The sequence below is a fragment of the Leptospiraceae bacterium genome, assembly GCA_015075105.1.
Classification (GTDB): Bacteria; Spirochaetota; Leptospiria; order Leptospirales; family Leptospiraceae; genus JABWCC01.
The window spans coordinates 1,617,913-1,638,956 of sequence record JABTUZ010000001.1 but is presented as its reverse complement, the minus strand read 5'-3'; the positions used below and the strand labels follow the sequence as shown (position 1 = coordinate 1,638,956).

22 protein-coding genes and 1 tRNA gene are annotated in these 21,044 nt (G+C 37.0%); 22 read left to right on the top strand and 1 reads right to left on the bottom strand.

The annotated features are described in order from the left end of the window. The first annotated feature begins 198 nt into the window (after positions 1-198). Together HS129_08080 and HS129_08075 are read left to right on the top strand one after the other, a co-directional pair. Positions 199-1,419, top strand: a complete 1,221-nt coding sequence (locus tag HS129_08080; protein MBE7412002.1) for a thioredoxin domain-containing protein — start codon at positions 199-201, stop codon at positions 1,417-1,419. Positions 1,420-1,489: 70 nt separating this feature from the next. Beyond that, positions 1,490-1,561: transfer RNA gene (locus HS129_08075), tRNA-Cys, on the top strand. Here the strand turns inward: HS129_08075 and HS129_08070 are convergent. Further along, the gene (locus tag HS129_08070; GenBank protein ID MBE7412001.1) at positions 1,560-2,567 is read right to left on the bottom strand and encodes a hypothetical protein; all 1,008 of its coding nucleotides are present in this window, start codon (positions 2,565-2,567) and stop codon (positions 1,560-1,562) included. The genes HS129_08075 and HS129_08070 overlap by 2 nt on opposite strands. A 120-nt stretch (positions 2,568-2,687) precedes the next feature. Between HS129_08070 and HS129_08065 the strand changes: the two genes are divergently transcribed. The 20 genes from HS129_08065 (at position 2,688) to HS129_07970 (ending at position 21,038) form a co-directional block, all read left to right on the top strand. Further along, a complete protein-coding gene (locus HS129_08065; protein MBE7412000.1) occupies positions 2,688-3,572 on the top strand; it encodes a 4-hydroxy-tetrahydrodipicolinate synthase in 885 nt (294 codons plus the stop codon). Beyond that, entirely contained in the window at positions 3,565-4,371 is an 807-nt protein-coding gene (locus HS129_08060; GenBank protein MBE7411999.1) for a 4-hydroxy-tetrahydrodipicolinate reductase, read from the top strand. The genes HS129_08065 and HS129_08060 overlap by 8 nt, the downstream gene beginning before the upstream one ends. Further along, the gene (locus HS129_08055; GenBank protein MBE7411998.1) at positions 4,372-5,220 is read left to right on the top strand and encodes a TIGR00159 family protein; all 849 of its coding nucleotides are present in this window, start codon (positions 4,372-4,374) and stop codon (positions 5,218-5,220) included. Continuing rightward, positions 5,217-6,239 (top strand): YbbR-like domain-containing protein, encoded by a 1,023-nt coding sequence (locus HS129_08050; GenBank protein ID MBE7411997.1) that lies wholly within the window; start codon positions 5,217-5,219, stop codon positions 6,237-6,239. Before HS129_08055 ends, HS129_08050 begins: the two co-directional genes overlap by 4 nt. Continuing rightward, positions 6,202-6,633, top strand: coding sequence for a holo-ACP synthase (gene acpS, locus HS129_08045; GenBank protein ID MBE7411996.1), 432 nt, complete (start codon positions 6,202-6,204; stop codon positions 6,631-6,633). The genes HS129_08050 and acpS overlap by 38 nt, the downstream gene beginning before the upstream one ends. A gap of 2 nt (positions 6,634-6,635) precedes the next feature. Beyond that, positions 6,636-6,857, top strand: coding sequence for a tetratricopeptide repeat protein (locus HS129_08040; GenBank protein ID MBE7411995.1), 222 nt, complete (start codon positions 6,636-6,638; stop codon positions 6,855-6,857). 1 nt (position 6,858) lies between these two features. After that, positions 6,859-7,212 (top strand): polymer-forming cytoskeletal protein, encoded by a 354-nt coding sequence (locus tag HS129_08035; protein MBE7411994.1) that lies wholly within the window; start codon positions 6,859-6,861, stop codon positions 7,210-7,212. Between the two features lie 75 nt (positions 7,213-7,287). After that, positions 7,288-7,521: a hypothetical protein gene (locus HS129_08030; GenBank protein ID MBE7411993.1), complete on the top strand. Its 234-nt coding sequence runs from the start codon at positions 7,288-7,290 to the stop codon at positions 7,519-7,521. A 3-nt stretch (positions 7,522-7,524) separates the two neighbouring features. Continuing rightward, positions 7,525-8,403, top strand: coding sequence for a 30S ribosomal protein S2 (rpsB, locus tag HS129_08025; GenBank protein MBE7411992.1), 879 nt, complete (start codon positions 7,525-7,527; stop codon positions 8,401-8,403). A 2-nt stretch (positions 8,404-8,405) separates the two neighbouring features. Next, on the top strand, positions 8,406-9,005 hold the full coding sequence (tsf, locus tag HS129_08020) for a translation elongation factor Ts (GenBank protein ID MBE7411991.1): 600 nt from the start codon (positions 8,406-8,408) through the stop codon (positions 9,003-9,005). 1 nt (position 9,006) lies between these two features. Beyond that, positions 9,007-9,765, top strand: coding sequence for a UMP kinase (locus HS129_08015; GenBank protein MBE7411990.1), 759 nt, complete (start codon positions 9,007-9,009; stop codon positions 9,763-9,765). Then, complete coding sequence (gene frr, locus HS129_08010; GenBank protein MBE7411989.1) at positions 9,755-10,306, top strand: ribosome recycling factor; 552 nt, start codon at positions 9,755-9,757, stop codon at positions 10,304-10,306. The genes HS129_08015 and frr overlap by 11 nt, the downstream gene beginning before the upstream one ends. 52 nt (positions 10,307-10,358) lie before the next feature. Further along, on the top strand, positions 10,359-11,042 hold the full coding sequence (gene uppS / locus HS129_08005; GenBank protein ID MBE7411988.1) for a di-trans,poly-cis-decaprenylcistransferase: 684 nt from the start codon (positions 10,359-10,361) through the stop codon (positions 11,040-11,042). Continuing rightward, complete coding sequence (locus HS129_08000; GenBank protein MBE7411987.1) at positions 11,035-11,943, top strand: phosphatidate cytidylyltransferase; 909 nt, start codon at positions 11,035-11,037, stop codon at positions 11,941-11,943. Before uppS ends, HS129_08000 begins: the two co-directional genes overlap by 8 nt. A 4-nt stretch (positions 11,944-11,947) precedes the next feature. Then, positions 11,948-13,102: a 1-deoxy-D-xylulose-5-phosphate reductoisomerase gene (locus HS129_07995; GenBank protein MBE7411986.1), complete on the top strand. Its 1,155-nt coding sequence runs from the start codon at positions 11,948-11,950 to the stop codon at positions 13,100-13,102. A 56-nt stretch (positions 13,103-13,158) separates the two neighbouring features. Further along, complete coding sequence (locus HS129_07990; GenBank protein MBE7411985.1) at positions 13,159-14,871, top strand: site-2 protease family protein; 1,713 nt, start codon at positions 13,159-13,161, stop codon at positions 14,869-14,871. Positions 14,872-14,874: 3 nt separating this feature from the next. Then, positions 14,875-16,632, top strand: coding sequence for a proline--tRNA ligase (locus tag HS129_07985; GenBank protein MBE7411984.1), 1,758 nt, complete (start codon positions 14,875-14,877; stop codon positions 16,630-16,632). Continuing rightward, entirely contained in the window at positions 16,622-17,812 is a 1,191-nt protein-coding gene (trpB, locus tag HS129_07980) for a tryptophan synthase subunit beta (protein ID MBE7411983.1), read from the top strand. The genes HS129_07985 and trpB overlap by 11 nt, the downstream gene beginning before the upstream one ends. After that, positions 17,809-18,621: a tryptophan synthase subunit alpha gene (locus tag HS129_07975; GenBank protein ID MBE7411982.1), complete on the top strand. Its 813-nt coding sequence runs from the start codon at positions 17,809-17,811 to the stop codon at positions 18,619-18,621. The genes trpB and HS129_07975 overlap by 4 nt, the downstream gene beginning before the upstream one ends. 164 nt (positions 18,622-18,785) lie before the next feature. After that, positions 18,786-21,038, top strand: a complete 2,253-nt coding sequence (locus HS129_07970; GenBank protein MBE7411981.1) for an adenylate/guanylate cyclase domain-containing protein — start codon at positions 18,786-18,788, stop codon at positions 21,036-21,038. Positions 21,039-21,044 lie beyond the last annotated feature (6 nt).

The following is a 21,044-nucleotide window of genomic DNA, read 5'->3' as shown; positions in this document are numbered from 1 at the left end:
TTTTTTCATTTATAGAATATTTTTATTGATTTCTTTCTTGGTCTAATTTCCCATACTCTTGGAATATTGATAGAAGAATTTTTAGCATTGTGAAAATTCCCGATTTTTGCCTTTAGTGCAGGAAAATATAGAATGTAGGGAAGGGCTTCTAAAGGGGTTTTTTGTTTGGGCGTAGAGTTTGAAGATTAAGGGGAATTTATGAAAAAAGAAATTAGAATTTTATTAGTTGTTGGCGTGGTAATGGCGGTCATCGGGTGTATTTTATCAGGGATTCTAATTTTAGAGTATTTTGAGCCTGGAAATAAAATCGGCGGGACACTCTGCTCTGCGAATAACGACATAAGCGCCTGCACAAAGGTTGCCGTAAGCCCATATTCAGGGTTTAGGGATATTCCACTCCTTGGAGATATACCTGTTGCACTACTCGGATTTATTTTTTACGGCTTTGCAGGCACTGTGTTTGTACTTGCATACAGATCGGAGGAATCTGAACAAAATACCCATTTAAGTTTTCTATTATTTACTTTGGGTTTGGGTGTAGTGGCAGACATAGGCTTACTAATTGTTTCTATGTTCTTAATCAAAACTGTATGCACTCTATGTGTATATACCTATTTCGTAACATTTGCTTTATTTGGGATTACATTTGTCATAGTTCAAAAGGATGGGTTAAAGATGGATTCAATATTTACTGGATTTTCAAAACAAAAAGTACCTTACTTTTTGATTGTTTGCGCATTTTTTGCTGTAGGGCATATATTCGGGAATTCTGTTAAGCCCTCTCATTCTCATTCGATTTCAGATGAATCAGAAAGAAAAAAGAAAATCGAAAATGATCTAAAAATGTACGGTAATGCGCCCAAGGTTGACATAGACACCAAATCTTATCCTTTTGCCGGTGATAAAAATGCTCCGATAACAATTGTTAAATACGCTGATTTTAATTGCGGGCATTGCATGCACACAAGCCATATTTTAAAGATGATTTTGGCAGAATACACAGGGATTGTAAAAGTAGTTTATAAAAATTTTCCTTTAGACGGGAATTGCAATAGATTTGTGCAAAGGCTTATGCCCGATGCAAGCTCTTGTGTCGCGGCTTCTGCATCTATTTGTGCGGACAGGCAAGGTAAATTTATGCCTGTGTATTCAGGGATTTATTCTGATACAGAAAAAGGGGTTATGCACACTATAAGCTCTGTGACTCAAATAGCCTCCTCTTCTGGGTTGAACATGGGGCAATTTCAGAAATGTATGGGCTCAAATGATACAAGAGAGCAAATTCTAAAAGAAGTAGAAGAGGCGGGTAAACTTAAAATTGAAAGCACTCCGAGCCTTTTTGTGAATAATAAGCCCATCCCTAGCGGTACACCGGATGTAGATTTTCTGCGAGAGTTGATAAAGCAACTGATGAAATAGGCTTTAGTTTTTAAGAATAGAAGATTTCTATTCTTGACATAGGACGATAAAAAAAAATCATAACATGTATGGCGTCGTGGCCAAGTGGCTAAGGCATGGCTCTGCAAAAGCTTGATCCCCGGTTCGAATCCGGGCGACGCCTATTTCCCCTTTTTTTCTAATCTACATTTTTTATTGAGATAAAAGTACAAACTTTGATACAATACTAAATTTCCGGTTAGGAGTAGAACAAAATTTACACTTTTGTTATAAAAAAGGAAATAGATTATCCCTCCACCCAGATTGAACAAGCTGAAGATTATGGCAGTTTGCTTTTTTGTAAAAATAGAGTCAGATATTCTTTGATAGAGATGCTCTCTGTGAGCCAAAAAAATATTTTTTTTATGAAAAATTCTTTTTACTATGGTAGATATTCCATCAATTAAAAACACGGGGACTAAGAAACCGATCTCCGCTATTTCTACAGTAGGTTTTGAGTGAAAAAATGGAAGTATTGCGATTAGAAACCCTAAAGGAAGAGAGCCACTGTCTCCCATAAATAATTTTGCAGGGGGGGAATTGAAAAAAAGAAAAGCAAGTATTCCTACAGACAGAATATAAAATGTATATTCTTGAAGTAGGAAATAGGAGCTGATCATAGAAAAATTTATAATTACCACAAATAGGATCAAAGACAGATACATATCAATCCCATCCATAAAATTCGTTATATTAATTATAAAAACGAAGTAAACGGATAGGATTGCATAATTGAAAAGTTGGTTTTGGAATAGATTCAGTCCGAGTATCTGAAACTCAGGAAGAAAGAAATACCCGAGAAAAAAGAAAAATACCAATTCTGTTACAAATCGAAAAACAGAAGAAAGTTTATAAATATCGTCGAAAAGACCTAATGTAGAGGTAAACCCTATACCAAGGAGTAGCGGGTAAAAATACTTGATTTCTACGTTTAGAAAAAATTTCAAGAAAAGCATAGAAAAAATTGTAATAATGACAAAGACGACCCCTGCAGATTTTTTTGTGGTCTTTTTGTGCATACTTCTTTCGTTTGGAATATCTTGAACCCCTAAGGTTTTGCTATTGTAGTAAGCGTATAGAGTAAAAATATTCAGTATAAAAACTGAAACAAAAGTAATAATTGGTACCAAATGAAAGCCTGAATCCTTTTTCCATAATTACTAAAACCATTATAGATTCGTAAAGTGAAATTTATATTAGAATTAGGGAAAATTGATTGCAAATATACTCCCAAAAAAAAATATCTTAGTATGTTTAGTGGAGTATTTACTGCAATTGTTACACCTTTTAAAAATGACAAAATAGATTATGACTCTTATTTTCGTCTTTTGCAAATTCAGATTGATTCCGGGGTTTCGGGGGTTGTGCCTTGTGGGACTACGGGTGAGTCACCTACTCTGAATTATGAAGAGCACAGCGAGCTAATCAAAAAAACTGTCGAGTTTATCAATAAAAGAATTCAGGTAATTGCAGGGACAGGCTCTAATTCGACGGCAGAGGCAATTCATCTCACTCGTAAAGCGGTTGAAGATGGAGTAGATGGAGTGCTATCTGTAAATCCATACTATAATAAACCTACCCAAGAAGGGTTGTTTCGTCATTTTTCAGAAATTGCCAAAAATTCCGAAAAACCGGTAATGCTCTACAATATCCCCGGTAGAACTTCGGTGAACCTTCTTCCTGAAACATTGGAAAGGCTTTCTAAGGAAAAAAATATAGTTTCTGTTAAAGAAGCGAGCGGGGATCTTTCACAGATGGCGAGGGTGATTCAGGTTGCTTCTCCCAAGATGACAGTCTTATCGGGTGATGATAGTTTGACACTTCCACTTCTTGCAATCGGTGGAGTGGGTGTCGTATCTGTCGTGTCTAATTTATTTCCAAAGTCTATCCAGCAAATGGTGGGTTTATTTCAGTCGGGAAAAATCGGTGAATCTCGAAAAATATATTTTGATCTTCTGCCGGTTTTCCATTTCGCTTTTTGTGAGACAAATCCGATTCCGGTAAAGGCTTGTTTGAATTGGTTAGGGCTTATTTCGGATGAGATTCGTCTTCCACTCACCGTTCTTTCCAATAGCAAGAATTCGGAAGAGTTAAAAAAATGTATTTTTTCGTTGAAGGACAAAGGATTTGAATAAGTCGGGAGTTTGTTTAATCGGTGCGGGTGGCAGAATGGGAAGGGCGATCACGGAAAGGTTATCTGTTTCGCATAACGCATTTTTAAAATATGCGGTTGATCGTGAGAGTGCAATATTTTTGGGAATGGATAGCGGGTTGTATTCGGGAATTCAATCGAATGGAGTTCTTTACACATCAGACATAGAAGAAGGGATTAAAAATTCTGATGCAGTTATTGACTTTAGTGCAAGCGCCAACCTAAAGCAAGTGATTTCTTCTTGTGTGAAATTCAAGAAACCTGTAGTGGTAGGGGTGACAGGTCTAACAGAGACTCAGAAGTTGGAATTAAAAAATGCTTCTAACTCGATCCCTATACTTTTCTCACCAAATATGTCTATCGGAGTCAACCTATTATTCAAACTTGTTCAATTGGCTGCTGGTGTTTTAAAAGATGAGTTCGATATAGAAATCTTGGATATTCACCACAGGCACAAAAAAGATTCTCCCTCAGGCACTGCCCAGAAATTAAAAGAAATCCTTCTCTCTACTCTAAATCGAACCGAAGAAAATGTGATATACGGAAGAGAAGGAATCTATGAAGAAAGAGAAAAAAAGGAAATCGGGATTCATTCCATGCGTGCAGGAGAAGTCGTAGGGGATCACACCGTGAGTTTCTTTAGTGCAGAGGAAATTATTGAGGTCAAGCATAGCGCAAAAGACAGAAAAACATTTGCCGTTGGCGCTGTGAGAGCCGCTGAATTTTTAGTCGGAAAAAGTACAGGTTTTTTTGATATGTATGATGTTTTGGGAATTGAATAATTGGAAGTAATTAAAAATATTTTTGATAACCAACCTTTTCAGAATCCGGTATTTATAATACTCGATATTCTAATTGTAAGTTTCTTTATTTATAAGTTTTATATGATGCTTCGTAGAACGCGAGGGATTCAACTGTTGTTTGTAGTTGGACTGATCTGGGTCACAGGAATCTTAGCGAGTTATTTTGAGTTAGAGCTTTTGGATTGGCTTGTTACCAATATTCGCCCTGCCTTAGTTTTTGCGATTATCGTACTATTGCAACCAGAGCTAAGAAGAATGACAGGAGAGCTTGCCAATTTCAAAATATTTAAAATATTTCTACTAAAGCCTTCTTATGATTTAGATGAAGTCGTTGACGCAGCGAGCTCCATGGCTTCGACTAAAACAGGGTCTATCATCGTTTTTGTAAGAGAGATTAGCCTGAAAGATATTGTAGAGAGGTCGGTCCAATTAGACGCAATTATTTCTTCCAGCTTGCTTTTGACAATTTTCAAAAAGAATTCTCCACTCCACGATGGGGCAGTAATCATCGAACAAAATAGAATCGTATCTGCATCATCGTATCTACCTATGAGTAAAGGACTCGAAAACACTACTTGGGGAGCGAGACACAGATCGGCGCTTGGTTTGTCCGAGGAAACAGATGCAGTGATTTTAGTGACCTCTGAAGAAACCGGGAAAATTTCTATATGTTGTGACGGAGAGATGATTCACCCGATCAAGCCTTTTGAATTGAAAAGCCAGCTATTGAATTTTTTAAGTGGAAAGAAAAAAAATTCTGAAAAAGAAAAAGAGAAGGAGAAGAAATCAAAAGAGTCCCCAGATAAACACAAGGGTAAAGAAAGATGAGACTCTTGGATCACTGGCAAGTAAAGTTAGGCTCTTTGGTATTGAGTGTTCTTTTTTATATCAATCTACAGAATTCAAAAATTTTAGTAAGAACAATCAATATACCTTTGGAATACCCTAAGCTGTCGGAAAATTTAGTGTACTCTAAAAATAACGAAAAAGCGATTCCTGTTAGGGTGGAAGGTGTAAGAGACTTGGTGAATTACCATTCTCAATTTATGAAGGCAATTTTGGAAGTAACCGATCCTGTATCCGGAAAAAATATTGCCTTAATCAAGAAAATTTCCAATGTACCAAACGGAATCAAGGTAACAAAAAGTAGCGATAACATCATTGTATTTTTGGAATCAAAGATTTCCAAGTCGGTCCCCTTTGATGTTCACTTTGAAGACGAGCCAAAAGAAAACTATATCAAGGTTTCTCACACGATTAAACCTTCGAGAATCACGGTCAATGGGCTGCAAAGCTCTCTTGAAAAATTAAACAAAATCAGTCTTCCTGTGATTTCTTTGAAAGAGAAAAAAGAGTCATTCACGAAAACATTCAAAGTTCCCGATCAAGGAAAAAATGTATTGGTGGATACTTCTGTGAAAGAAGTTCAGGTTCGAGTCAATATTACGGCGGTATCCTCGGGAGTTGGGGAGCAAATTGTTTCTGGAATTCCCGTGAAATGCACCGGGCTAGACGACTCTTTGGAGGCAGAGTTAAGCGACGAGGAAATTTCTATCAAGTTTTATTCTCCTGTTCCATTGAAGAGTCTTGATGTGATTCGAGGAATTACAGCGTCTATTCCCTGCAATTACACTTACGATAAAGCTTTGAAAAAGATTGTACCAAACAGTACTCCTGTTATTTCTAAGGTTAGAATTTTAAAGTCTTCACAAATCAGAAATATTGAAGTGTTGAGCGTGATGCCGGAAAGGATTAAAATCACCTACAAAGTGAAATCGAATCATGATGAAAGCTCTGAAAACACTGAAGATGAGACTAAGCCGGAGCCTCCAGAAAGCGAAGAATAGGAAATTGGTCTTGGAAAAAATCTCTGTAGGAAACGATATAGTGGATAATGCGAGGATTCGCACTCTTTTAAAAAAGTTTGGAGACAGGTTTTTACATAGGATTTTTTCTGAGTCTGAAATTGAATATTGTATGCAAAAAGCAGATCCTGTTCCTTTTCTTAGCGGTAGATTTGCGTGCAAGGAAGCCTTTATTAAGGCTATTCAATTGGATAAACACGAGGTTTTGGATTTGAGAGAAATTGAGCTATTCGGGAGAGATTCCGGAAAAAAAAAGCTGGTCATTCACGGTAGATCGAAAGAAATGTTTCATAATAAGGGATTTGACTCGATTTCTGTATCTATCAGTCATGTAAAAGAATATTCAACTGCTATTGTAGTTTTATATAGGGGGTAGTTATGATAACTAAAGAAATGGAAGAAGTGGTTAAGCACTACAATTTAGGACTTCAGTGTTATAAAGAGAGAAAGTTTGAAGATGCTTTAAAATTTTTTAGGGAAGCATTACAGGTGATCCCGGACGATGGGCCTTCTAAAATGTATGAAAAAAGGTGTTTAGAGTTTATTTCAAGTCCCCCTCCATCGGATTGGGATGGCGTGTATGTGATGAAGACCAAATAATATGAGTAAAAAACAAACCCAACCGATTTTAACCGAAGAAGGACCTATTTCTACAGTTCTTGGAAAAGAAACATCGTTTAATGGAATACTTACATTTAAAAAACCACTTCAAATTTCCGGGGAATTTGAAGGAGAGATAGAATCCGAGAGCTATCTTTATATAAGTGAGGGAGCCAAGGTAAAAGCAAATATTAAGGCAAAGACTGTGGTTGTGGGGGGTGAGATTACTGGAAATATAACTGCACTCAGTCGTTTAGAAATGCTCACTACAGGGAAAGTAAACGGAAATATAAAGACTGCCAAACTCCAGATTGCAGACGGAGTTGTATTTGATGGAAATTGTGAGATGATTTAGTCATTCTCTTGACCTGAGTGTCTAAAAAAAATATTTGGTAAAATAGTCTAAAATGTTCATGGTGTAAAGGAGTTGATAAACAAGGTATCTATCGGGAATCTTGTTATAGCTCTCGTCCTCGGGTTGTTTATCGGCGCGGTTGCCGGTGCGATCCTCGACAAGGTGCTTGGAACTTTGATTTTTTCGATGCACCTTTTTAAAGAGCCTGTCGTTTTAGAACTTTACATAATTAAAGTCGAGGTTCAACTAACCCCTGCAAGTCTTGTGGGACTTGTAGTCACAGGATACCTCGTACTAAAAAAGGGGTAAACTATGTCAGTAATTTCAATGAAAAACCTGCTTGAAGCGGGAGTGCATTTCGGCCACCAGACCAGAAGATGGAATCCAAAAATGAATCAGTATATATTTACTGCAAGAAACGGAATCCATATTATCGATCTTCAAAAAACTGTTCAAAAAGCCAAAGAGGCTTATGATGCCTTAAAAAGGATGACAGGCGAAGGTAAAAAGGTTTTATTCGTAGGAACAAAAAAGCAAGCCAGAGGTGCGGTAGAAAGAGAAGCTAAACGCTGCAATATGTATTATATCTCCAATAGATGGCTTGGCGGGCTTTTAACAAATTGGAATACTGTTAAAAAAAGTATCGCCCGACTTAAAAAATTAGAGCAAATGTTAGAACAAGACACGTTTGCACAAGAAGCCGGAACGAAAAAAGAAACCCTCGGATTAAAAAGAGAATTAGAAAAATTAAGGAAAACCCTTGGTGGGATAAAGGATATGAATACTATCCCTGAAATTTTATTCGTGATTGATCCTAAAAAAGAAGAGATCGCAGTAAAGGAAGCCAAGACTCTTGGACTCAAAGTTTTTGCGGTAATTGATACAAATTGTGACCCGGATTTAATTGATTATGCTATACCTGGAAATGACGATGCAATTCGTGCTATTAGTTTATTTTTGGAAACCATGTCAAATGCAGTGATAGAAGGAACAGGTGGTGTAGTGGTTCAGCCTAAGTTCAGTGATGATTTTGATGCAGAAGCAATGGATAGTATGGACTACCGTGGTGAGTATGACGAAGAAGGCAGATTTATCATGGATGAGGATTTATCATCGGATAAGACTTCCAGCGCTACTGCAACACCGAGCTTTGTAACTGAGGCAACAGTCGAAACTGCCTCAAAGGAGTAGTAATGAGTGTAACAATTTCTAACGAATTAATTAAAGAGCTTAGGGAGAGAACTGGAGCAGGGTTACTCGACTGTAAAAAAGCGCTTACTGATAATGCAGGAAATATTGAAAAAGCAATTGATTTTCTTCGGGAAAAAGGAATGGCAAAAGCCTCCAAAAGAGGAGATAGAGAAACTAAGGAAGGAAAGATCGTATCTTATGTTCACTCCAACGGTAAAATCGGAGTTTTGTTGGAATTGAACTGTGAGACTGACTTTGTTGCTAAAAATGAAGATTTTGGAAATTTAGGGAAGGAGCTTTGCCTTCAAATTGCGGCTACCACACCATTGTATTTGAAATCAGAGGACGTTCCTCAATCTGAAATAGAAAATGAGTCCAGAATTTTAAAGGCTCAGCTTAAAGAAGAAGGTAAAAAGGACGAACAAATCGAAAAAATTATACCCGGAAAGTTGAAATCTTATTTTTCAGAGGTATGTTTGTTAGAGCAAGTGCATATTAAAGACAATAAAAAAACTGTAAATGAAATTGTGCAGGAGGCGATTGCAAAATTCGGTGAAAATATCACAATCGGTAGATTCACACGCTACCAAATCGGTGGTTGAAATGAATTTAGATAGCGATTCAAGACATCGCTATAAAAGAATATTGATTAAACTTTCTGGTGAGGCGCTCGCCGGAGAGGGTGAGTATGGCATAGACTCGGAGAGGGTTTTTTCTTTAGCCAATGAAATAAGTGAGATCCACAGTTTCGGAATAGAAATTGCAATCGTAGTTGGTGGAGGAAATATTTTTCGAGGTATGAAAGGTGCTGAAAAGGGTATCGAAAGAGCCACCGCGGACTATATGGGTATGCTTGCAACGATCATCAACGCACTTGCACTCCAGTCTGCCTGTGAGAAAGTCGGACTTTTTACCAGAGTTCAATCTGCCATAGAAATTCACTCAATTGCAGAGCCTTATATCAGAAGAAGAGCTGTTCGTCATTTAGAAAAAAAGAGAATTGTGATTTTTGCAGGCGGAACAGGAAACCCGTATTTCACTACAGATTCTACAGCTGCGCTTCGAGCGGTAGAAGTTGGTTGTGAAGTGATTTTGAAAGCGACTAAGGTGGACGGAGTATATTCTGCTGATCCAAAAAAAGAGAAAGAAGCAAAAAGATTTACTCAAGTGTCTTTTAACGAGTCAATGAAAAGAAAGTTGCAAGTAATGGATCAAACAGCGCTTACAATGTGCTCAGAGAATAATGTACCAATTATAGTATTTGACATTTTTAAAAAGGGAAACCTTAAAGAGTTGATTTTAGGAAAAGAAATCGGCACATTAATTTCAAGTTCGGAGGAAGTTATTTTTGATGGGAAGTGATATTATTCGTCATACGAAAGTCAAGATGGATAAAACCATTGACGCTTTAAAAAAAGATTTTATGCAAATTCGATCGGGTCGTGCAAACCCTGCCATGATTGAGGATGTTAAGGTAGAATACTATGGCGCTATGACCCCTATGAATCAGATGGGAAGTGTAAGTGCTCCAGAGCCAAGATTGCTCGTGGTCAATCCTTACGATAAGTCTGCAATCAAGAATATAGAAAAAGCGATTCTTTCATCCGGGCTTGGGTTTACACCAAGTAATGACGGTAGTGTGATTAGAATTCCTTTACCGGAGCTTACCGGAGAAAGAAGAAAAGAGCTTGTGAAACTCGTAAAGCAAAAAGCAGAAGAAAAAAAGGTAGCCATAAGAAATATTCGTAGAGACGCAAACGATGATTTAAAAAGATCTTCTGCCGATGTTTCTCAGGACGATCAAAAATCTTTTCAAGATGAAATTCAGAAAACTACCGACTCATACATTGCCAAGATCACCTCATTAACCGAGGAAAAAGAAAAAGAGATTACCACAGTCTGATTTGCTACTTAAGAAAAAAGAAAGAAATCTGCCCAAACACGTAGCCGTCATCATGGATGGAAATGGAAGATGGGCAACTTCCAGAGGGCTTTCCAGATCAGAGGGTCACAAAAAGGGAAGCGATGCAATCGACAGATTGATGGATGCAGCCAAAGAAGCCGGGTTAAAATATATTTCTGTGTATGCTTTTTCTACAGAGAATTGGAAAAGGCCCGTTACTGAAATCCGAGCTATTTTTTCTTTATTGGATGAGTTTATAGATAAAAAGTTAGAAAAAATACAAAAAAATAATATTCGTATTTTTCATTCAGGCTCTACAAAAAAGCTCCCTTCTAAAAGTTTAAAAAAAGTCAACGAAGCTATCGAGGTCACCAGAAAAAACACCGGTATTTATCTAAATTTTTGTCTAAATTACGGTTCCAAAGATGAAATCGTCCATTCTGTAAATGAAATCCTTGCAGAACGAAAGAGAGAAAAAAAAAGCTTAGACAAAGAAATTAAAGCAAAAGATATTGAAGCCCATTTATATACAAAATCTTTTCCTCCTGTGGATCTTTTGATTCGCACTGGAGGGGAATATAGACTCTCAAATTTTTTACTTTGGCAGTCTGCGTATTCAGAATTGTATTTTACGGAAATCCTATGGCCTGATTTCTATAGAGAAACGCTTTTTCAGGCTTTAGATTTTTACGATAAAAGAGTCAGAAACTTCGGAGGGTTAAAGGGAAATGAGTGAAACTACTAAGAGGATTTTATCTGCGGCTGTACTTGTTCCGATGTATATTTTTGCTTTTACCTATAGCGGTGTATATTATATTCAATTAATTTTGGTTGTTTATTTTTTTGCATTTCTAGCGATTAGAGAATTTTATATTTTTTCTGACAGGCAAGAAGATGGCCGTCCATTTAGAGGGACAGGGTATTTTTTTATTTTTTTGGTAACTTCTTTATATTATTTTCATTTTTTAAAAATTCAAAAAAATTTTACAATTCCAGATTTCTTGCAAGAGATTACAAAATATTTGAGTCCAGACTTTGATCTTGTAGTTCCTGCCTTTTTCCTCCTGTTTCTTGTTAGTTTCGCTTTGCAGATTATGAAAAGACCTTTGGATGGAGCCATATTTTCTGTAGCCACTACGATACTCGGTGTTCTTTATATTGCGGTTCCTTTCGGACATTTTATGTTGCTCATTTCTTTTCCTCATGGAGTGTATTATATTTGGGCAGTTTCTGGGATTACAATATTTACGGATACCGGGGCATATTTTGGAGGAAGGCTACTGGGTCGCCATCCTGCCGGCTTGCAAATCTCTCCTAAAAAAACATGGGAAGGGTATGTTTCAGGTGTGATTACCGCTATTGTATTTTTATACTTATTGAATTTCTTTTGGGAAAAATTTTCCGGTGAAGTGCCTGCCTTTGGAATGATCGAATCTTTTTTTATTGCACTTGGATTTTCATTAATCAGTGTGTTAGGTGATCTATCTGAGTCTGCAATGAAAAGAGACGCTAAATTGAAAGACTCTGCTTCACTTATACCGGGACACGGGGGGATCTTGGATTTGATCGATGCCCTTCTTCTTACATTCCCTACGATGTACTATTTTATTAAAATAAAAGAAGTTTTTTTCTCGTAAGACAATGCAGAATATCTGCCTCTTGGGTGCATCCGGATCAGTAGGAGAATCTACACTCAAGGTGTTGAATATTTTTAAAAATGACTTTTCCCTTTTTTCATTTAGTGTAAACGAAAATATTGAAAGGGCAAAATCTATTATTCAAGAATTCTCACCAAAATACGCTGTTGTATCTTCCGAAAAAATAGACAGAAAAATTTTAAAAGAAAAGTATTTATCCACTGAAATTCTTTATGGGAAAGAAGGGTTATCGGAAATCGTAAAACAAAAAGAAGTGGACACAGTAGTTACTGCAATTGTTGGAGCGAGTGGAATTTTGCCTACGGTAGAAGCTATAAAGTCAGGCAAAAAAATAGCAATAGCGAACAAGGAAACTCTTGTGACATTTGGTCCGTATATCAATGAGTTATTAAAAAAATACAATACGAGTCTAATTCCGGTTGACTCTGAACACAACGCACTTTTTCAATTATTGGAAAATCATAGTAGAGAAAATATTCGCTCGATCACCTTGACTGCATCAGGAGGATCGTTTAGAAATCTACCTATAGAAAAACTAAAAAGTGTAACTGTTGAAGAAACATTAAATCACCCTACATGGAAAATGGGTGCAAAGATTACTGTTGATTCTGCGGGTCTAATCAATAAAGGCTTGGAAGTGATTGAAGCGCATTTTTTATTTGGTTTTCCTTACGAAAATATTGAAGTAGTAATTCATCCTGAAAGCATTATCCACGGTTTTATGGAGACTATAGACGGATCAGTGTTTGGCTATGCTTCGGAGCCGGATATGATTTTTCCGGTAGCCCATTCTCTTTTTTATCCGAAAAAAACTCCAAGATTATTGAAAGAAAGAAAGCCTTTCACTTGGAGAGTTTTGAATTTCCACGAGCCGGACAGATCAAGGTACCCTGCACTTGACATGGCTTATAAAGTTGGGAAGATAGGCGGAACAGCTCCCGGTATTTTTAATGCGGCAAATGAAGAGGCGGTATCCGGATTTTTGGATAGAAAAATAGGTTTCACTCAAATCCCTGAGCTGATTGATTTTGCCCTGAATGCGATCCCTGTTCGGAACACTTTAGAATTGGAAGAGTATTTGGACTCTGACAGGTACTCAAGAGAGATAGTTCGCAAAAGAATAGGACAAGGAAAATAGTATATGGTTATTCTGAATAGAAGTTATTTTAGAAAAATTTTACGGGTGGGCTTTTTATGTTAATACTGGTACTGGGGTCTATTTTGATGCTTGCGGTTTCGATTTTTATCCATGAGCTTGGTCATTTACTTTGCGGAATGCTTGTTGGAGTAAAGGCAAGAGTGTTTTCGATGGGCTATGGCAGAGGAATCTGGAAGAAGAAAATAGGAGAGACTGTATATCAAATAACTGCAATTCCTCTCGGAGGGTATGTTTTATTTAAGGGAGACGAATACGGAGAAGGACTAAAAGGCGAGAAAGGTGAATTGTTGTCAACCCCTCCATTCAAGAGGATGATTCCCGTGCTCGGTGGGCCACTATTTAATCTACTAATGGGGTTTATTATTATATTTTTTTTAACACTTTTTGGAGACAGGTCACCTTCCAATAAAATATTTATTGATGAATCTATTGAATCAAGCTCTCCTGCATATTTTGCAGGGCTTAGGACGAGTGACAGAATTGTATCTATTAATGGTAAGAAAATCGAGAATTTTGAAGATATTTTTACAAGAGTGGGTTTGTCTGTTGGAAATGATTTGAATGTAGAAGTAGAAAGAGAAGGGAAAATCCACAATATGAAAATTTCTCCTGATGTATATACGTCAGGCGGAAGACCTACGATTGGTATTGAGCCTTTTGGAGAGAGAAGGGTCGTTGCTACTTTTACGTATTCTGAACAACTTCAGCATTATCTTTCCAATGTAATCGATAAGGACAATAAAAGTGAGAAATTTTTTCGTGAAAAATCAATTATTCGAGATATAGAAGAAGGTAATCCAGAAATTCTTAATAAGAGTAGAGAGTCTGAAAAAGAAAAAAAACTAAGGTCTCGTGCAATCACCTATTTGAAAGATGGGGATGTGATTAAAACTGTGGAAGGAGTCGAGGTCTATACAGTTACAGATTTACAAAAGACTCTAGGAAAATTTCAAAACAAAACGGTTAAAGTAAATTTGGATAGAAAAGTTTATCCTCTTGTAAATCCTTGGACAACCGAAAACCTAACCGTAGAGATTCCAGTTTTAGGGGCAGATATTTTAGAATTGAAAAATGTTCGAGATTCTAAGACTGAAGATTTCATATTTAAAAATTATTCTTTATCCAGTTTTGATCCAAAAATTTCAACAAAACTTTCCAATATAAAAATACGAGGACATCACTTTACTGAATTTTCTGATCTAAAAAAATATTTAGGTGTTTCTCAAGGAAAGGATTTATTGATTCAAGTCGGAGAAGATGAGTTTAAAGTTGACTATGAACTTAGGGAAGTTGGGCTACTTGGGTTTCGTCCGTCTGTAAAATTCACTCCTGAAGTAGATGAGAAGTCAGTTGGAATTGTTGAGGCATTTTTGAAATCCATAGACAAAGTTGTGCAGTATATAGGCACTACTTTGCAGGGAATCAAGATGCTTTTTACGGGACTTATTTCAGCAAAAGAAAATCTTTCCGGCCCTATAGGTATTGTTCAGTTTGCAGGAATTAGTTTAGAATACGGTTGGGAGATGTATTTAGATTTTGTGGCAAAGATTTCTATTGCGCTTATGATTATGAATTTGCTTCCGATTCCGGTTGCAGACGGCGGGCACTTAGTTTTGTATTTGTATGAGGCAATCACCGGGAGGCCATTACCGAGTCGGGCAATAGATATAATTTTCAGATTGGGTTTTCTTTTTTTACTCGCAGTCGGAATATTTGTTTCCTTTAATGATATAGCAAGGTTTTTTTAATTTATGAGAGCAAGTAAGTATTTTATTCCAACCACAAAAGAAGACCCTTCGGATGCAGTAGTCGTGTCTCATAAACTTATGATTCGAGCCGGTCTTGTCAGAAAGGCTTCATCTGGTTTGTACAATTATCTACCCATGGGATTAAGGGTGATTAAAAAAATAGAAAAAATTGTTCGAGAAGAAATGGACAATTCGGGTGCTTTAGAATTTGAATTACCTATTTTGACCCCAGAAGAGATTTGGTCGATTAGTGGACGTTGGGAAAGAATGGGGAAGGAAATGTTTCGTTTGAAAGATCGTCACGAGGTAGAGTATTGTCTCGGACCCACTCACGAAGAAGGGTTTACAAATTTATTAAAACCTATTTTGAAATCGTACAAAGACCTTCCTATCAATGTGTATCAAATCCACACAAAATTCAGAGATGAGATTCGACCAAGGTTTGGAGTGATTCGATCCAGAGAATTTACTATGAAGGATGCTTACTCTTTTCATTTAGACATTGAGTCCTTGAACGAAACTTATGAAGTTATGAGAAAGACCTACCGTAAAATTTTTCAGAGGTGTGGGTTAAAAACAATTTCTGTTCAAGCAGACTCAGGCACTATGGGTGGTTCGGGTTCTGAAGAGTTTATGGTAGTCTCTCCGATAGGAGAGGAAACTTTGACCTTGTGCAATTCTTGCGGGTATTCTGGAAATGTAGAAAAAACTCCTGTTAAATTTTCCGATAAGTCAGAAATACAAAAAAATCCGATAGCAGTGGAAAAGGTTTCTACACCAGACATAAAAACAATTCAGGAAGTTGCAAGCTACCTTAGTTGTGAAACGAAAGACACAGTAAAAGCCATTCTATTGGTTGGAAACGACGGAAGAAAAATTGTGGTATTTATTCGAGGGGACAGAGAGCTAAACGAGGTAAAACTACTCAATCATCTTTCTTTACTCGCAGTTCGTCAAATGAGCCTGAATGAATGCAAGGAGCTTTCTATCGAGGCGGGTTTTACTGGCCCCGGACTCGAAGAAAAAGATGGGCTTATAGTATTGTATGACAATAGTATAGATGAAAATAAATCCTATATAGTCGGTGGAAATGAAAAAGGCTACCATAAGAAAAATTTTATTTTTTCGAGAGAGTTTTCCAATCCGATTTCATTTCTGGATCTTTCAAAAAGTGAAGCTGGAGATGAGTGTCCTTCTTGCGGGAAACCTCTAATTACAGAAAAAGGAATCGAAGTCGGCCATATTTTTAAATTGGGTGATAAATACACTAAAGCCTTTGATCTAAAAGTATCTGATAAAAATGGCAAGCCCAAGACTCCTACAATGGGCTGTTATGGAATTGGAGTCAATAGAACAATGGCTACTATATTAGAGCAGTCAAACGATTCAGGTGGGATAATATGGCCGATTAGTGTCGCTCCTTATGAAATTTCTATAGTGAGTATTGCAAAAGAAAAATCGGATATAGACAAAGTTCATTCGATTTATACATCTTTGGTTGATTCAGGATTGGAAGTTTTTTGGGACGATAGAGATTTGAGTCCCGGCTATAAATTCAAAGATTCGGAATTGATTGGCTTTCCTATACGACTCACACTTGGCAAAGATTTTTTTTCGAGTGGAGAGTTTTCTATATTGAACAGAAAATCTATGGAAGAAAACAAATATAAATTTACTTCTAATGAAGATATTATTACAATTCTAAAGGGTTTAAGGGATTCCTTGTCCAAAGAATTGGAAGGAGAGATTCATGGGAAGTAAAGAAGGGATTGGCTATTTCGGAGAGTTTGGGGGACGTTATGCGCCTGAGGTCTTGATTGAAGCCTTGACTAAATTAGAAAGCATTTATAATAAACTAAAAAAAGACCCTAAGTTTAAAAAAGAGCTTGAATACTACAGAAAAAATTACATAGGAAGACCTTCTCTTTTAACCTTTGCGGAAAGGCTGACTAAAAACTGGAATGGAGCCAATATTTGGTTGAAAAGAGAAGATTTAAACCATACAGGTGCTCATAAGATCAATAATACGATAGGACAGGCGCTAATTACCAAAGCAATGGGAAAAAAAAGAATCATCGCTGAAACAGGAGCAGGGCAGCACGGGGTAGCAACTGCAACAGTGGGTGCCCTATTTGAGTTGAAGACAGTTGTGTATATGGGAGAAGAAGACCTCAGACGACAAGAGCTAAATGCAATTCGTATGAAAATGCTGGGTGCAAGTGTAATTGGAGTAAAGAGTGGAACGAAAACTCTAAAAGATGCAACGAGTGAAGCTATGAGAGACTGGGCATTGAATGTTGACTCTACTCATTACATAGTAGGCTCGTCAATCGGTCCCCATCCGTTTCCTACAATTGTGAGAGATTTTCAAAGTGTGATTGGAAAGGAAACAAAACTTCAATTAAAAACTCTAAAAAAGAAATTGCCCGATGCAGTAGTTGCCTGTGTAGGTGGAGGCTCCAATGCAATCGGGATGTTTTACGGATTTTTACAAGACAAAAAAGTACAATTGTTTGGTGTCGAAGCAGGAGGGAAGGGAAAAAACCCGGGGGATCACTCTGCTACCTTAGGTTTTGGTAAAACTGGATTTTTACACGGGACAAAAACTCTTGTGATCCAAGATAGCTCAGGACAGATTGTTCCAGCCCATTCTGTTTCGGCGGGCTTAGACTATCCGGGAGTAGGACCTGAGCATGCGTATCTTGCCAAGATCGGCAGAGTGAGTTATGTGAGTGAGTCAGATAAAAGTGCGTTAGACGCTTTCCTCGAAGTATCAAAATTGGAAGGAATCATTCCAGCTCTTGAGACTGCCCACGCTTTTGCATTCGCTAAAAAACTCGCTAAAAAACTTGGAAAAAATAAAGATTTAGTTATTACGCTTTCCGGAAGAGGGGATAAGGATGTGGCTGAGGTGTTTCGATTGAAGGGAGGAGAAATTTGACAAGCTTAAAAGAAGTTTTTTCTAACCCTAACCCTAAGTCAAAATTTATTACCTATATGTCTTTGGGTGATCCAAGTTTTGATTTGAGTTTGGAGTGGGCAAAGACAATTATAGATTCCGGGTCGGACATATTAGAGCTTGGGATTCCTTTTTCTGACCCAGTTGCAGATGGTGGGGTGATTCAAAAATCTTACAAGAGAGCCTTAGAAAATCCTTTCTCTATGGAAAAAGTTTTTGGTGTAGTGAAAAAAATTCAGGAACACAGAAAAGGTTTTCCGATTGTGTTTTTAACCTACCTGAATCCGATCCATGCTTATGGTGCAGAAAAATTTTTTAAAAAGTGTAAAAGTGAAGGGGTTTTAGGAGTTGTTATCCCTGACCTACCTTACGATTCAATGGACTCAAAAGTGTATTTTTCCCTTGGAAAAAAATACGGAATAGATATTATCCAACTCATTACTCCTTCTACCTCGCTTGCAAGAATTCGCGAAATAAAAAAAAATAGCTCAGGGTTTATTTACTACGTTACCTCTTTTGGAGTTACCGGAGAGAGGACATCCATTTCCAAGAACTTGAAAGCAAGGGTATTGCTCTTGAAAAAAGAAATTGGGTTGCCGATTTGCTCAGGTTTTGGGATTTCCACAAAAGAGCAAGCCGGAGAAATCTCCGAATACAGCGATGGGGTTATCATAGGCTCTGCCATACAAAGGATAATTGAAGAAAATTCTGCAAATATGGAAGAGTGTAAACGCAAACTGAATGCCTATATTTCCATGATTCGTAATTCCATGAAAGTAGAAATTTTCTGAATTTCTTGACTTAGTTTTGAGCCTATAGTAATTTGATTTTTACGAAAAGATAGAAAATACGAATTTGCGTATTTTGGTGCTTTTAGAGGGAGAGAAAAGTGAGTTCAGAAAAAAAACCGGTAAAATTGACAATTATAGATATTTTGAGTATTGCGGTGGCAGGGATTTCTTCTGCCTTGGTTGTGTATTCTTCTTTTATCCCTCAATCCGAGAATTTTTCTCTATTTGCAGGAATTGGCTCTATCCTACTTATTTTGTCGTCTTACACTCTATACAAACTTTTTGAAAGAATTTTCCCTAAGACCAAGCAATACTACGGAGCTATTTTAATAGGCTATGTGATTTCAGTTTCTATTTTTGTTCTGACGAATTTTTTTACTCCTATGAGTGCACTAGAAGAGAATTCTATATCATGGAGATTCACACTTCTAAAAGGTGGAGCAACCAAGACGGAAAAAGAATCTGATTCCGGTAAAATAGAATACACCAGATACAGTCCTCCACAGGGAGCGAGGCAGGACATTCAGATTATCGGTATCACTACAAACACTTTGGAAAAGTTGCAGGGAACTTGGCCTCTCCCTTGGGAAAATTATTCAAGTATCATTAAACATTTTCAAAACACGAATAACAATCTTTTGATGTTTGATATTTTTTTTGTTGATTATAAAAAAGGTCAAGTCGAGCCAATGGTTTCTGCCTTGAAGGGAAACAAGGGAGTTCTTTTTGACTATCCGATGGAAACAAGTGCAGAGTCAAGAGACGAGGTAATTAATTTAGAAGAAAGAATTTCTATTCTAAGAAAATTCAGACTAAAGAATGTAGCAGGGAAATCAGAAGATTTGTCTGAGTGGGTAAAATTTCCTGTTCCTCCAATAGAACAAATTTCTTCTCTTTCCGCAGGTCTGGGTTTTGCAAATATTAAAAAAGACGAAAGTGGTTTAAATCGTAAGATGCCTATGTTGGTAAAATTGAATAGCCACGGTCCGAATAAGGAAGTTGAGTATTTCCCTTCGATAGATTTTTTACTGGCTTGCAAATATTTTGGAGTGGATGTAGTAAACGATACAGAGGTTGTTCTCGGTGAATATATAAAGATTAAAAATATTCCTAAAAAAGAAATTACTACATTTAACAGGCAAACTCTAAAAAATGAGACTAAGGACGTAATGCACATTCCAAACGAAAAAAGAGAAATTATCATCCCGATAGATCAAGACGGTCAAATGGAAATTAATTTTGTAGGCGGCAGGTATTCTTTTCGTTCTCACGAATTGTTTGAGGTTGCAACAGAATGGAATAATGAAACAGCCTCTCAGTTCAACAATACGATTTTTCTTGTAGCAATGTATTATGCGACTGGCAGAGGGGCTTCCAAGGATTCTCATCTTTCCCCGTTTGGTGAGATGAGTGGGATAGAGCACCACGCGCACGCCTTGAATACGATTCTAAATCAAAATTTCTTAAAAACCCAGCCGGTATGGATGAGTTTTTTGATTTATGTATTTATGGGGATTTTAATTGGTTTTGTTCAACCAAGGGTGAAAACATGGCTTGGCTTTATTTTGATTGTGGTTATAGCCCTAATTTATTTTTCGATGACCCTCGTAAATTTTTATTACTTTAATTTTATAAATATTTTTCCTACAGTTCTATTTGAACAATTAGTAATATTTGTAGGGATCATCGGATTTAAAATTTTAACCGAAGAAGAAAATGTAAAATATATTCGTAATACATTTTCTAAGTTCGTTTCAAAAGACGTGGTAGATGAGCTTTTAAAAAATCCAGAGAGTATCGCCCTCGGTGGTGCAAAACGAGAAATCACTATTTTCTTTTCGGACATACGCGGGTTTACAACAATTTCAGAAGCACTTGGTCCTGAAGATTTAGTAACACTACTCAATGAGTACCTTTCCGCAATGACTGAAATCATTATCGAATACAAGGGCACTATAGATAAGTATATGGGAGATGCGATTATGGCTTTTTGGGGTGCTCCTGTTCCTCTCGAAGACCACGCATATTACTCATGTCTTGCATCGTTATACCAGATGCAACACTTGAATAAATTGCAAGAAGATTGGAAAAAAAGAAAAGTTCCGTCTATTGATATAGGGATTGGTCTAAATACCGGTAGCGCAGTTGTAGGGAACATGGGAAGTTCTCATAGGATGGATTACACTTGTATGGGAGATACGATTAATCTTGGATCTCGCTTGGAAGGATCAAACAAGGCTTATGGTACAAACATCATTATGAGCGAATACACTTATGAAAAAGTAAAAGATAGGGTATATGCACGCGAGCTGGATTTAGTTCAAGTAAAAGGAAAAACTCAACCAGTTAGAATTTACGAACTTATAGGTCTTGTAAATGACGCTGATTTCGAGAAATTCAAAAGACCATTGCAGTAGTAAGAT